The 13366-nt window shown below is 66.7% G+C and carries 8 protein-coding genes; 3 read left to right on the top strand and 5 right to left on the bottom strand.

Annotated elements, in window-relative coordinates; all coding sequences use genetic code 11:
* Positions 1–2: 2 nt before the first annotated feature.
* Together maiA and AC5P8D_RS17395 are read right to left on the bottom strand one after the other, a co-directional pair.
* Positions 3–686 carry a maleylacetoacetate isomerase gene (maiA, locus tag AC5P8D_RS17400; protein WP_241883055.1) on the bottom strand — a complete coding sequence of 228 codons (684 nt, stop codon included), beginning with the start codon at positions 684–686 and terminating at the stop codon, positions 3–5.
* A 14-nt stretch (positions 687–700) separates the two neighbouring features.
* Positions 701–1690, bottom strand: a complete 990-nt coding sequence (locus AC5P8D_RS17395; RefSeq protein ID WP_043398812.1) for a fumarylacetoacetate hydrolase family protein — start codon at positions 1688–1690, stop codon at positions 701–703.
* Between the two features lie 886 nt (positions 1691–2576).
* Between AC5P8D_RS17395 and AC5P8D_RS17390 the strand changes: the two genes are divergently transcribed.
* A complete protein-coding gene (locus tag AC5P8D_RS17390) occupies positions 2577–3998 on the top strand; it encodes a DEAD/DEAH box helicase (RefSeq protein WP_043398815.1) in 1422 nt (473 codons plus the stop codon).
* A gap of 562 nt (positions 3999–4560) precedes the next feature.
* On the opposite strand, the gene AC5P8D_RS17385 is transcribed toward AC5P8D_RS17390, so the two are convergent.
* Together AC5P8D_RS17385 and AC5P8D_RS17380 are read right to left on the bottom strand one after the other, a co-directional pair.
* Positions 4561–7155, bottom strand: coding sequence for a M14 family zinc carboxypeptidase (locus AC5P8D_RS17385; protein ID WP_495203520.1), 2595 nt, complete (start codon positions 7153–7155; stop codon positions 4561–4563).
* Positions 7156–7229: 74 nt separating this feature from the next.
* A complete protein-coding gene (locus tag AC5P8D_RS17380) occupies positions 7230–9869 on the bottom strand; it encodes a TonB-dependent receptor plug domain-containing protein (RefSeq protein ID WP_049453272.1) in 2640 nt (879 codons plus the stop codon).
* A 191-nt stretch (positions 9870–10060) separates the two neighbouring features.
* On the opposite strand from AC5P8D_RS17380, the gene queD reads away from it, so the two are divergent.
* Together queD and AC5P8D_RS17370 are read left to right on the top strand one after the other, a co-directional pair.
* Positions 10061–10423 (top strand): 6-carboxytetrahydropterin synthase QueD, encoded by a 363-nt coding sequence (gene queD / locus AC5P8D_RS17375; RefSeq protein ID WP_010484089.1) that lies wholly within the window; start codon positions 10061–10063, stop codon positions 10421–10423.
* Between the two features lie 116 nt (positions 10424–10539).
* Positions 10540–10887, top strand: a complete 348-nt coding sequence (locus tag AC5P8D_RS17370) for a phasin family protein (RefSeq protein ID WP_019338007.1) — start codon at positions 10540–10542, stop codon at positions 10885–10887.
* Positions 10888–11331: 444 nt separating this feature from the next.
* Here the strand turns inward: AC5P8D_RS17370 and asnB are convergent, their stop codons facing one another.
* Positions 11332–13233 (bottom strand): asparagine synthase (glutamine-hydrolyzing), encoded by a 1902-nt coding sequence (gene asnB / locus AC5P8D_RS17365; protein WP_043398825.1) that lies wholly within the window; start codon positions 13231–13233, stop codon positions 11332–11334.
* Between the last annotated feature and the right edge of the window lie 133 nt (positions 13234–13366).

Below are 13366 nucleotides of genomic sequence, written 5' to 3'. Positions count from 1 at the left end.
GTTCAGGCGGCGTCGGGCTGGTTTTCCGGGCGGGCGCGGTCGAAGGCGTCCAGCGCCTGGCAGGCCGCTTCGATGCGGCGCAGGGTCGGGTACGGCGTCAGGTCCAGGCCGAAGCGGTGTGCGTTGTAGAGCTGCGGCAGCAGGCAGAGGTCGGCCAGGCCCGGACGATCACCGTGGCAGAACGTGCCTGTGTCACCGCTGTTGGCCAGCAGCGTTTCCATGGCCTGGAAGCCTTCGGCCATCCAGTGCAGGGTCCACTGCGCGCGGGCGTCGGCCGGCAGCTGCAGGTCGCGCTCCAGGTACTGCATCACCCGCAGGTTGTTGATCGGATGGATATCGCAGGCCACCAGCTGGGCCAGCGCCCGCACCCGCGCGCGGCCGGCGGCGTCGGCCGGCAGCAGCGGTACCTGCGGGAAGCACTCATCCAGGTATTCCACGATCGCCAGTGACTGGGTCAGCACTTGACCGTCATGCAGCAGCGTCGGCACCAGCTGCTGTGGATTGAGCGTGCGATAGGCGTCGAGGTGTTGTTCGCCGCCCTCGCGGACCAGGTGCACAGGCCGGGCCTCCCAGGCCAGGCCCTTCAGCTCCAGGCCGATGCGCACGCGGTAGGCGGCGCTGGATCGCCAGTAGGTGTACAGCACGATGCCGTCGTCGACCGGGCCGTCGTCAACCAGGATCTCCATCGCCGCCTCCATGCTCAGGGCTTGGCCGCCTGTTCGATGCGCTGCTCGATCGCGCCGAAGATGCTGTTGCCCGCGGCATCAAGCATCTCGATGCGGACCACGTCGCCGAAGGACATGAACGGTGTGCTCGGCTTGCCGTCGCGCAGAGTTTCCACCACGCGCTGCTCGGCGAAGCACGATGCACCCTTGCTGGTGTCTTCGTTGGCGATGGTGCCCGAGCCGACGATGGTGCCGGCGCCCAGCGGACGGGTCTTGGCCGCATGCGCGACCAGCTCGGCGAAGTTGAACTGCATGTCCACGCCCGCTTCCGGCGCACCGAACCACTTACCGTTGATGTGGGTCAGCAGCGGCAGGTGCACCTTGCTGTCCTGCCAGGCCGCACCCAGCTCATCCGGGGTGACGAACACCGGCGACAGCGCCGAACGCGGCTTGGACTGCAGGAAGCCGAAGCCTTTGGCCAGCTCGCCCGGGATCAGGTTGCGCAGCGAGACATCGTTGACCAGGCCGACCAGCTGGATATGGCCCGCCGCCTGCTCCGGGGTGGCGGCCATCGGCACGTCGTCGGTGATCACCACGATCTCCGCTTCCAGGTCGATGCCGTAGTCCTCGCTGACCACCTTGACCGCATCGCGCGGGCCGTGGAAGCCGGCACTGGTGGCCTGGTACATCAGCGGATCGGTGTAGAAGCTCTCCGGCACCTCGGCGCCACGGGCACGGCGCACGCGTTCGACGTGCGGCAGGTACGCGCTGCCATCGACGAACTCATAGGCGCGCGGCATCGGCGCGGCCAGTGCCTGCGGGTCAAGGTCGAACACGCCATCGGCGTCGCCGGCGTTGAGCGATTCATACAGGGCGTTCAGGCGCGGCGCGATGTGGCTCCAGTCTTCCAGGGCCTGCTGCAGGGTGGCGGCAATGCCGGTGGCGCGCACGCCGTGGCGCAGGTCGCGCGAGACGACGATCAGGGTGCCGTCGCGGCCGCCTTCCTTCAAAGAACCAAGCTTCATGGGTGGGTGTCCGGAGTCGTGGGCAAACAAGTTTCAAGTGTAATCAAATCTGCGGCAGCGCCAAGCTGCAGCGCGGCATCGGTCCACCCTACCGTAGTGGGGGGTCAGCAGGGCTTGCAGCCCTGCACCTGCTTCAAGCCAGGGCAACAGCCGACGCAACAGCAACAGCGGGCATTCCGTGGGATGGCAGGGCACTGTGGGTTTGCGGGGACGCCGTAAACCCGTCCATGGGGGCTTGGTCGCGGCATCCATGCCGCTCACACCCCGCAAACCCACAGTACCCCGCCGTCGACAGTAGGCCGGTGGCCAGTAGATCCACGCCATGCGTGGATGAATCTCCATTGAAATCGAGTATTTCGACAATTGAACGAAGAGCATCCACGCATGGCGTGGATCTACTGCAGATCGCGAAAAACTGTCGAAGGCGAGGTGGGTCCGGTGGCGGGAGTGTCCGCGGCATGGATGCCGCGGCCAAGCCCCCAGGGACGGGTTTACGGCGTCTCCCGCCACCGGACCCACCCCGCCCCCCTCAGGAAACCAGCTTTTGACGTTGACGTTGCTCCGGCCTCTGCAGGTGCAGGGCGCAGCCCTGCAGAGAGCCCCTTACCTGAACAGGCCTTTTTGCGTGAAGTCTCAAACATCGTTTAGACTTGCGGGGTCTGCAGCGGCCGTCCGTTTCCCTCCGGGATCGCCGGCGACCAGGGTCCGCCCTCTTCGCCCGCCCCCACTCCGACGCCGTTCGTCACGCATTCCAGCCTGCGCTTCGTGCCGGCTGCACCCAATTCTCGCAGCGCGGTTCACGGGAACGCTCCGAGTCAGCCGATCAGTTTGATCTGCCCCCGTCTGTCCGTTTGGACAGGCGTTTCTTGTACTTGGAGCAATCTCAATGTCTTTTGAATCGCTGGGCCTGGCGCCCTTCCTGCTGCGTGCGCTTGCCGAGCAGGGCTACGAAAACCCGACCCCGATCCAGCAGCAGGCGATCCCGCTGGCGCTGGCCGGTCGCGACCTGCTGGCCGGCGCACAGACCGGCACCGGCAAGACCGCCGCCTTCGGCCTGCCGCTGCTGCAGCACCTGGGCACCGCCTCGCAGGAAGTGCGCAGTGGCCCGCGCAAGCCGCGCGCGCTGATCCTGGCCCCGACCCGCGAGCTGGCCACCCAGGTGCACGACAGCCTGCGCGGCTACAGCAAGTACCTGCGCATCCCCAGCGCCTGCATCTACGGCGGCGTCGGCATGGGCAACCAGCTGGACATCCTGCGCCGTGGCGTGGACCTGCTGGTGGCCTGCCCGGGCCGCCTGATCGACCACCTGGAGCGTCGCAGCATCGACCTGTCCGGCATTGAACTGCTGGTGCTGGACGAAGCCGACCGCATGCTCGACATGGGCTTCCTGCCGTCGATCAAGCGCATCCTGGCCAAGCTGCCGAAGCAGAACCGCCAGACCCTGCTGTTCTCGGCCACCTTCGAGGACAACATCCGCCAGCTGGCGCTGGAGTTCATGCGCAACCCGGAACAGATCCAGGTGACGCCGAAGAACACCGTGGCCGAAACCATCACCCACCGCGTGCACCCGGTCGATGGCAGCCGCAAGCGCGACTTGCTGCTGCACCTGCTGGCGCAGGACAGCCGCGAGCAGACCCTGGTCTTCGCACGTACCAAGCACGGCAGCGACAAGCTGGCCACGTTCCTGGAAAAGTCCGGCATCAAGACCGCGGCGATCCATGGCAACAAGAGCCAGGGCCAGCGCCTGCGTGCACTGGGTGACTTCAAGGCCGGCCGCGTGACCGTGCTGGTGGCCACCGACATCGCCGCGCGCGGCATCGACATCAACGAGCTGCCGAAGGTGATCAACTTCGATCTGCCGATGGTGGCCGAGGACTACGTGCACCGCATCGGCCGTACCGGCCGTAACGGTGCCACCGGCCAGGCGATTTCGCTGGTGGCGCAGGACGAAGTGAAGCTGCTGCGTGCGATTACCCGCCTGCTGGGCCGCGACATGGACATCCGTGATGTGCCGGGCTTCGAGCTGCAGACGCCGATCCGCTGGGGCAACAGTGCGCCGGGCAAGGCCGAGCACGATACCGGCGAGCGCGCACCGCGCAAGAGCCACGCACGCCGTCCGCACGGCGATGCGCCGCGCCATGCGCATGCCGGCCCGAAGAAGGCCGGAGGCGGCCGTCGCGAGGGCGGTGGCCATGGCCAGCAGCGTGCCGGTGCGGGCGCGGGTCAGGGCCAGCGCCGTGGCGGTGGTGGCAATGGTGGCGGCCGTGGTCGTGGCCAGGGTGGCAACGGCGGCGGTCGCGCCGGCTGATCCCAGCTGAAATGGATGACGTCTCCCGCTGCGCGGGGGCTTATCGAGGGACGGCGCTGACGCGCCGTCCTTTTTTGTTGCTGGCTACCGTGAGTAGAAGCCGGCGGTGTGCTGCGCTGAGGGCGGATGGGCGTGGGGCCAGCGCAAAACACGCCGTAAACCCATCCATGGGGGCTCGGTCGGCGCATCCATGCGCCTCACGGTTTTGCGCTGGCCCCACGCCCATCCGCTTCAAGCATTGCCCGCGCCTTCTTCTCCCGCCGGGTAGCCGGGAGAAGAAAGATCAAATTCAAATTCAAAGTCAAAAGCCGAAGCCGCAATTCCTAGCTTTGCCTTATGCCTTTGCTTATGCCTTTGCCTTTGCCTTTGCTTTTGCCCTTGCTCCCGCCTTGGGGTCTGATGCGTCCGCGCCCGCAGGAAACTGTCATGGGAGGCAGGGGGCCTCAGCCAGGACCGTTGGCGCCAAGGATGGCGCCATCGAGCCCCCATGGATGGGTTCACGGCGTGTCCTGGCTGAGGCCCCCTGCCTCCCAAGCACAACAACGACTCGGCGCCAAACGCCTCAACCCCGCGCTTTACTCGGATTCACCAGATTCCCGAAGAAGATCGCGTTGATCAGCAGCCGGTCCGTCCCGTGCCAGTACTTGCGGTGCGCCGGATCATCGGCAAACAGCACAACGTTACCCTGCCCCTGCGCCGACACCAGCAACCATGCACTGCCCGCCACCCGCGTACGGTTGCGCTCGGACAGGTAACCATTCACCCGCGGTGGCGTATCAATGCGCACCACCGTCGAGAACGGATTCGTGCTCGGCTGCAGCGTCACCGTGTTCTCCTTGTTGATCGCCGGCTGCCGGCGCGGCACGCCGAACGCCAGCGGATGGCTGGTATCAACATCGGCACTGAGGATGTTGCCGCTCACCCGCTCGATCGCAGCGATGTCGCGCTGGTCGCCAAACGCGCGGCGGCTTGCATCAGCAGCCTCTTCTTCCTTGCCGAGCTTTTCGCCGTCGGCGAGCTTCTGCTCGATCGCCCACTTCGAGGCACTGCCGTAGGTCACCAGCGAACCACCGGCCTGCACCCAGCGCTTCAGTGCAGCCACTGCCGTGGCATCGACGCCCGTATAGGTACCGCCGGACAACACAATCGTGGTGTAGCGGTCCAGCGGCACCTTGCCCAGCTGCTGCGGATCCAGCTTGCTGGCCGGCAGGTGCAGCTGCTGGTCGAGCAGGAACCAGGCCGAGCCGATCTCGGTGGCGGCCACGCCCTCGCCCATCACCAGTGCCACCGCTGGCTTGCGCAGCGCCTTGACGCCATCACTGCCGAGGTCGATGCCTTCGCGGCTGCGGCCGCTGGACAACGCATGTACGCGTACGCCGGCATCGCGTGCAGCAGCACTCACCGCATCCAGCAGCGCCGCGCCCTGCAGCGGTTGCCCGGCCACCGGAACAACGATGCTGCCAGCGGCGAAATCGGCCTCGCCCTGTGCAGTCGAAGCGGTAAATGGCTGGAACGTTGCGCGTGTGCTCAAACCTTTGGCCTGCAGCACCGCCAGCGCACGCCCGGCGTTGTAGTCGCGCCAGTCGATGACATAGGCGAAGCCGGCCTGGCCACCCAAGACCGCGCCCTGCTCCTCCGGCAGCGCGGCCACGCGGGCGCCACCTTCGATACGACTGCGGCTGCCGGCGAAGGCCACACCGTAGGCCGGTGCGATCGCATAGCTGGTGCTGCCGTAGAACACATCCCCCTTGATCGGCGGCGTTTCGGCAAAGATCGAATGCACCAGGCGGAACTGCGCCTGCTGCACCGGCACCACGTAGGCGCTGCCGGCATCGAAGCGCTGCCCATCGACAGTAACTGCACGATCCAGCGCGCGCACCTCGATGCGATGCAACAGCAACAGCTCCAGCAGGCGACGGGTCAGTGCCGGGTCATGCGCGTCGCCGAACACGAAGCTCTTCACCGGCTGCTGCGCAGCCTGCTTCAACGCGCTCTGGAAGAACTGCTTCTGCAGGTCGAACAGGCCGTTGCGTTCGGTCACCGCGCCGCGCACCGTGCCCAGACCGGTGGCGACCTGGTTGCGGATGGTGAACGGGAAGGTCAGCAGTCCATTCACCGATTCCTGCACGCGACCGCGCGAGCTGGCCTGCTCGACGGTAACGCCGACAGCGCCATGGAAGTCCGGGTAGGTGGAGCCGTACACCGGCGAGAAATTGTCGAAATTCTCGCCGGTGTAGTACAGCGAACCCAAGGCATCCAGCGCCTGAGCGTGGTACTTGGCCAGGGTCTTGTTGAATTCATACGATGCCGCCGGAATCAGCGGGCTGTGCATGCTCTTCGGCGAAGGCTCGAAGTAGTAGGTGCTGTCCTTGCCCATTTCGTGGAAGTCGATCTGCACGTTCGGGTACCACTGGTGGAACACCTCCACCTTCGGCCGCGAGTCCTGCTGGGTCAGGGCCAGCCAGTCGCGGTTGAGATCGGTGAAGTAGTGATTGGTGCGGCCCTGCGGGAACGGCTCGACGTGCTCCTTGTCGGCCGGGTCGGCCGAGGCCGGGTCGGAGGCCCAGGCGTTGTGCCAGTTGGCGGCACGATCACGGCCGTCCGGGTTCTGCGCCGGGTCGAACAGCACCACCGCCTGCTGCAGCCACTGCTGGATTTCCGCGCTGCGGTTGGCCACCAGGTAGTAAGCGGTCAGCATCGCCGCTTCGGCACTGGAGGTCTCATTGCCGTGCACGCTGTAGCCCAGCCATACCACCACCGGGCTGTCACCGGCGGCGCTGCGCGGCTGCGCCGGATCGGCCAGGGTCGCGTGCTGCTGGCGGATCTGCTCCAGCCGCGCATGATTGCCTGCAGCAGTGACGGTGGCGATCAGCAGCGGGCGGCCCTCATAGCTGCGACCGATCTCGCGCACGCTGATTTTGTCGGAACGCTTCGCCAGTTCCTGGAAGTACGCCACCAGCTGGTCGTGCCGGGTGTAACGGCTGCCGATCGGGTAGCCGAGGAACTGCTCCGGCGTGGGCACCGCTGCATCGAACGCCGCTGCGTCGGTGACCTGCGGAAAGAAGTACGCGCTCTGTGCCTGCACCGGCTGCGGCGAGGACAGTGCGGTGGCGGCGGCAAGCAGCAACGGAAGAACGGCACGGCGATGCAAGGACACGGTGACTCCCCTGGAACACAACGGCAGACAGTCGCGCGGCCGGTCCCTTCAGGTGACCGGCCGCGGCGGATGGATCAGAAGCGGTAATCGAAGCCCAGCGTGAAGTAGCGGCCACGCAGGTCGTACTGGCTGAAGTCGTACGGCGCGCGGATGCCCGGGAACGAGGCGTCGTACGGCGGCGTCTTGTCGGCCAGGTTCTGCACTTTTGCGTACACGGTCAGCTTGTCGATGCCGGTGTAGGCCAGGTACAGGTCGTACTGGCTGTAGCTGCCGACGCGCTGCTGCACGGCCTTGGCGGCGGTGCTGGCTTCCTGGCGGTAGCTGCTGGTGTAGTACCAAGTCACGGCGGCGTTGAAATCACCGTACTTCCAGTCCAGCGTGGTGGTGGCCTTGTCCTTGGGCAGGGTCGCGCCCAGGTTGCTGCCGGCGTAATCCACCAGCGGTCCGCCGACCACGGTCGGGCGGCGGTAGTCGCGCACGTGGGTGTAGGCCGAGGACACGGTGAAGTCACCCAGTGCTGCGGTCGGGATGCGCTGGCGCAGCTCGACGTCGATGCCCGAGGTCTTCAGCTCGCTCAGGTTCTGGTAGCGGTTGTAGACCGCCTGCAGCTTGCCACGCTCATCGCGCTGCACCGCGCCGGCCACGTTGTCGTTGACCAGGGTCTGGGTGTTGTTGGTGCCGACCAGGTTGTCCAGCTGGATGCGGTAGTAGTCCACGCTCAGGTTGGTGTTGGCCCACGGCGACAGCACCACGCCGAAGTTCACGCTCCTGGTGCGCTCGGGCTTCAGTTCGTTGTTGCCAACGGTGAAGAAGGTCGGGTTCTGCCGCGAGCCCGGCACGTCCGGATCACGCGGGTCGACCACGCTGCCGTAGGCGATGCTGGTGCTGTTGGAGTTCTCCGACAGCGACGGCGCACGGAAGCCCTTCGAGGCCGATGCACGTACCAGCAGGAAGTCCAGCGGCTGCCAGCGCAGGCCGATCTTCGGCGAGAAGGCATCGCCGAAATCATCGTAATGGTCGGCACGCGCGGCGGCGGACAGCTCCAGCGTCGAGGCCAGCGGCACGTTCACTTCGGCATAGGCCGCACTGACCTGACGCTTGCCGTGCACTTCGGCGATGGCCGGGCGCACCTGCAGGCCGGCATCGATCTGCCATGGGTTGTTGGAATCAAGCTTCTCGCGGCGCCACTCGGCACCGGCAGCGAAGCCGATCTCGCCGGCCCAGGTGTGGCCCAGGCTGCCGGAAATCTTCGCATCGATGCCCTGCAGCTTGGATTCGGCCGGACGCAGCGTGGCGATGTTGATCGAGTCGCGCACCGACTGCGGCGTCGCCGCCGGGTTGAGCAGGTTGTAGCTGCCCGTGGCCAGCGCATCGGCCAGCGCCCAGCGGTTGGCGAAGCCGCCGGACACGCTCTCGCGTTCGCTGCTGCGCGCACCGAATGCAGCCACTTCCCAGTCCCAGTTGGCGGTGGTACCGCGCAGGCCGAACACGCCGCGATAGGCCGTGGATCGGTTGGTCTTGATGGTGCCGCCAAGGTCGAAGAACGTGTACTCGATCGGGATCGCACGGCCGTACGGGTTGTACGGATTGTTGGCCGGCAGCAGCGACGACACCGGCTCGGCCAGGCCGCTGTTGGCGTTCAGTGCGAAGCGGCCGCTCTCCAGGGTGAAGAACGGGCTGCTGCCGAACCACGCGGCGCTCTTGATCTGGCTGTACAGCACTTCGCCGAAGGCCTCGACGTTGTCGTTCAGGCGGAAGGTGCCGTTGGCATAGGCCTGGTAACGCTTGGTCGAGGGGATCAGCGTGGTGAACGGCGCCTGGTTGAAGCCGCAGGTGTCACCGGACAGGCCATCAATCGGCGCGCTGGCAACGCGGGTGGTGCCGGCCGGGCAGTTGCCGTTGGCGTCGAGCATCGGTACCGACACGCCGTTGACCAGGTAGCGCGCACCCTTGGCCGACCAGCCGTTCCAGCGGCCACCCGGCTTGTCGGTGTAGATGCCGCTCCTGGTCAGGTTGCGTTCGTCCTGGTCCAGGCGCTCACGGTTGTACCCCTGCAGGCTGAAGAGGATGTTGTAGCCATCGGTGTCGAGATCACCCAGGCCGCCGACGAACTTCAGGTTCTGCTCGTGCAGGCCGCCCTGGTCGGCACCGCCGAAGCTGCCGCCGATCTCGGCGCCTTCGAAGTTCTGCCGGGTGATGATGTTGACCACGCCGGCCACGGCATCGGAGCCGTACACCGCCGAGGCGCCGTCCTTGAGCACTTCGATGCGCTCGACGGCCACCAGCGGCAGCGCGTTGAGATCGACGAAGGTGTCGGACAGGCCGCCGGCCGGGAAGCCATAGTTGGCCAGGCGGCGGCCGTTGAGCAGCACCAGCGTGTTTTTCTGCGACAGGCCGCGCAGGCCGATGCCGGCCGAGCCGGACGCCCAGCCGTTGTTGGTGGTTTCGTTGCTGGCGTTGCCGGTGTTGGCCGAGATCGAACGCAGCACATCGGCCACGGTGGCCTTGCCGGTCTGTTCCAGCTGCTGCCGGCCGATCACCTGCACCGGGTTGGAGGCCTCGGTGTCGGTACGCTTGATGTTGGAACCGGTGACGCGCACGGCGGCCAGGGTGCTGGCTTCGCCACTGGCGTCGGCGGAGGTTTCGGCGGCGGCAGGCAAAGGCGCGGCCAGAGCGACGGCCAGGGCCGCCACGAGCAGGGTGTGCTTGGGCATGACGATGTGGGGAGGTGGTAAGGACGACGAAGTTCCGCAGTAGTCCATGCCTGGCCGGGGTCCGGCCAATAACATCTCTTCATACGGATATAAGAGAAACTATCATCTCTTCATCCGGATGGAAAGAGTTACTTCACGGAAGCCCAACATCCGCTCAGGCTGCCGAACCGCCCACGGCGTACAATCGCGCCATGGAAATCTTCAAAGTCTTCATGCTCGAGGCGGCGCACCGCCTCCCCAACGTGCCGCCGGGGCACAAGTGCGCGCGCCTGCACGGCCACTCGTTCCGGGTGGAACTGAAGGTCGAGGGCGAGCCGGGTGCGCAGACCGGCTGGATCATGGACTTCGGCGACGTGAAGGCGGCCTTCCAGCCGATCTACGACCGCCTGGACCATCACTACCTCAATGACATCCCCGGCCTGGAGAATCCGACCAGCGAGAACCTGGCGGTGTGGATCTGGAACGAGCTCAAGCCCAGCCTGCCAGCGCTGAGCGAGATCACCGTGCACGAAACCTGCACGTCGGGCTGCCGCTACCGCGGCCCCGAGATCTGATCAACCCATTGATCTGAAAGGTTTTTCAAAGGCGCCTTGGGCGCCTTTGTTATTTTTGTTGCAATGCGGCATCAAGGGCGTATGCTGCAATGCATCAAGCCACTTCCTGATGCCCCATGGCCGCCGCCTTCAGCGATCGCTTCAGTGATGCCACCCGCCAGCTCGCCGCCGCGGCAACGCGCGCGAACCGGTTGGCGTTGGAGAACGCGGAAAGCATGTTCGGCGTGCAGCTGAAGGTGATGGAGCGCAACCTGACCGCGACCAGCGGCTGGCTGGGCGAGCTGGCCCGCAGTGAAGACGCGGCCGGTACGCTCTCCAAGGGCGCGCAACTGTGGCAGGACAACCTGCAGCGGCTGGGTCAGGCCCAGCAGGACATGGTCGGGCTCGGCCTGCAGGCCAGCAAGGCCTGGTCCGAACTGGCACAGGGCTACAACGAATCAACGGCGGACGCGAACAACCACTGACGCGACGCAACGCTCATTGCGTGGGTCCCTCCCCCCACGCAATCCGGACCCGGCAGATCCCTCCCTCTGCCGGGTCTTTTTTTGCCCGTTGTCTGGATTGAAGAGCGCTTCCTCGTCTGGATTTCCTGCGAGCTGATGGGCCCCGCCGGGGCAGGCAGGGGCCTGGGCAAATGTCCCCCGGCGCCGGCCGTTGGCCGTCACCTCCTCCTTTACTTTGCCCAAACCCCTACCCACCCCGACGAGGCTCGGCTTGCGGTGGGTAAGGCTGCGAGCAATCTGCCTTCAATGAGGCGCCGATAGATTTCGAGCGCAGGGCGGATGCCCTTGCGTACGAAGTAAAGGGGGAGGCGACGGCCAACGGCCGGCGCCGGAGGACATTCGTACGCAAGGGCATCCGCCCTGCACCACGCAGAATGAATCCGCCACACGCCAAGCTGAAACGGCTCAACGCCCGCGACCACCGTGCCAGTGCTGGTGCCACGCCTGGAACATCAGCACGTTCCACAGGTGCGTGTGCCACTTGCGCTCGCCGCGCAGGAACGCTTCCCAGATACCGCGCACGCGCGCCGCATCGAAGCAGCCCTGGTTGCGCAGCAGCTGCGGATCCAGCAGCGCCTCCGCCCAATCGCGCAGCGGGCCTGCCAACCAACGTGCCATCGGCGGACCGAAACCGCGCTTGGGGCGGTACACCAGCGGCTCGGGCAGGTAGCGTGCCAGCAGGTGCTTGAGAATCCGCTTGTGCTCGCCGTCGTGGTACTTCAGATGCTGCGGCAGGCGCCAGGCCAAGCGCACCACCTCCATGTCCAGCAGCGGCGCACGCGTTTCAACGCCCGCTGCCATGCCGGCACGATCGACCTTGGCGAGAATGCCCTCGGCCAGGTCCATGCGGAAATCCAGCAGCTGGATACGCGCCTCGGCCGGCAGCGCAGTGTCCTGCTGCTGGAAGATCGTGATCGGTTCGCGCGCGCCCAGCACCACCTGCGCCGGCTGGCGCCAGCGGGTGACCCGCTGCAGGTAATGCCCTTCCACATCGTTGGCAGCGACCTCGGCCACCAGCGCACGCCAACCGCCGAGGCGGCCACGCTCCACGTTCATGCGGTTGCCGCTGCGCCGCGCCAGGTCGCGCACCCAGTCCGGCAGGCCACCGCACAGGCGTGCATTGCGCAGCGCGCGGCCATAGCTCGGGTGACCGAAGAACAGCTCATCGCCGCCGTCACCGGTCAGCGCCACCGGCTTGCGCGCACCCAGCAGTTCACTGGCCAGCAGGGTCGGCAGCTGCGAGGCATCAGCGAACGGCTCGCACCAGACCTGCGGCAGCCGCTGCAGCAGGTCCAGGCCCTGCCGCGCATCCATCCGGTGCAGATGATGCTGCACGCCCAGATGGCGCGCGACCTGCGAGGCCCAATCGCTTTCGTCATGGCCGGGATCGTCGAAACCGACCGTCCACGCCTCGATCGGCAAGGTCGATTGGGCCTGCATCATCGCGGTCACCAGCGACGAGTCGGTGCCGCCGGACAGGAACGCGCCACACGCCAATGGCGAATGCATGCGTGCGGCAATGGCCTTCTGCAGTACGGCTTCCAGCTGGTCGGTGGCCTGTTCCAGGCTCGGCGTTGGCTGCAGGGGCTCCTGCAGCGCACGCTGCATCGCATCGCGTGCACACCAGTAGCGCGTCCCCCCTTCCGTCGCCTGGCTGGAACCGCCGGCAGCGTGGTCATCCAGATCGACGCGCAGCACCGCGCCGGCCACCAGCTTGTGGATGCCCCGGTAGATGGTGTGCGGCGCCGGCACATAGTCGTGGCGCAGCAGCAGGCTCAGCGCATCCTGGTCGATGCTCGGCGCGAAGCCGGCGAAGGCCTGCAGCGCCTTCATTTCCGAGGCGAACAGGAACTGGCCCTGGAACCAGCCGTAGTACAGCGGCCGCTCACCGACCGGATCACGCGCCAGCCACAACGCGCGCGACTCACGGTCCCATACGCTGAAACCGAAGGCGCCTTCGACACGCGACAGCGCGCGCTCCACGCCCCATTCAACGATCGCCTGCAGCAGCAGCCGGGCATCACTGCAGCTGCGCGGCAGATCGCGCAGCTGCGCCTGCAGGTCGCCACGGTTGTACAGCCGGCCGTCCAGGCACAGCACGTAACGGCCGCAGTCCGAGCTCAGCGGCTGCAACGGCGTATCGGTGGGTGCCCGGCAGTGGCCCAGCGCGAGGCCGGCCTCGGCGTCGGTCCAGTAGCCGATGCGGCCCCGGCCGCGCTGCTGCAGGGCGCGCAGCATCGGCGCCAGCTGCTGCAGCAGCTGTTCGTCCTCGGCGGGGGGCAGCCAGGCGCCGACCACGCCGCTCATCGGGCACCTCCGCAGCGGCAGCGGCGGGACGGGTTCAGCAGGCAGGGGGCGGCGGGCGACATGGGAACGGCACGCGGAGCGGAGGAGACTCCATGCTCGGCGCCGCACCTGCCCCGCGTCAGTCGCTTTGCTG

This window comes from Stenotrophomonas sp. YJH_SMC_101-4, from assembly GCF_059370395.1.
Note: the sequence above shows the minus strand (reverse complement) of the source record. Positions and strands in the feature narration are given on the sequence as shown.

Bases quoted from the DNA above. Each gene is read 5' to 3' on its own strand.
- maiA (WP_241883055.1), bottom strand. From the start codon at position 686: ATGGAGATCCTGGTTGACGACGGCCCGGTCGACGACGGCATCGTGCTG.
- AC5P8D_RS17395 (WP_043398812.1), bottom strand. From the start codon at position 1,690: ATGAAGCTTGGTTCTTTGAAGGAAGGCGGCCGCGACGGCACCCTGATC.
- AC5P8D_RS17390 (WP_043398815.1), top strand. From the start codon at position 2,577: ATGTCTTTTGAATCGCTGGGCCTGGCGCCCTTCCTGCTGCGTGCGCTT.
- AC5P8D_RS17380 (WP_049453272.1), bottom strand. From the start codon at position 9,869: ATGCCCAAGCACACCCTGCTCGTGGCGGCCCTGGCCGTCGCTCTGGCC.
- queD (WP_010484089.1), top strand. From the start codon at position 10,061: ATGGAAATCTTCAAAGTCTTCATGCTCGAGGCGGCGCACCGCCTCCCC.
- AC5P8D_RS17370 (WP_019338007.1), top strand. From the start codon at position 10,540: ATGGCCGCCGCCTTCAGCGATCGCTTCAGTGATGCCACCCGCCAGCTC.
- asnB (WP_043398825.1), bottom strand. From the start codon at position 13,233: ATGAGCGGCGTGGTCGGCGCCTGGCTGCCCCCCGCCGAGGACGAACAG.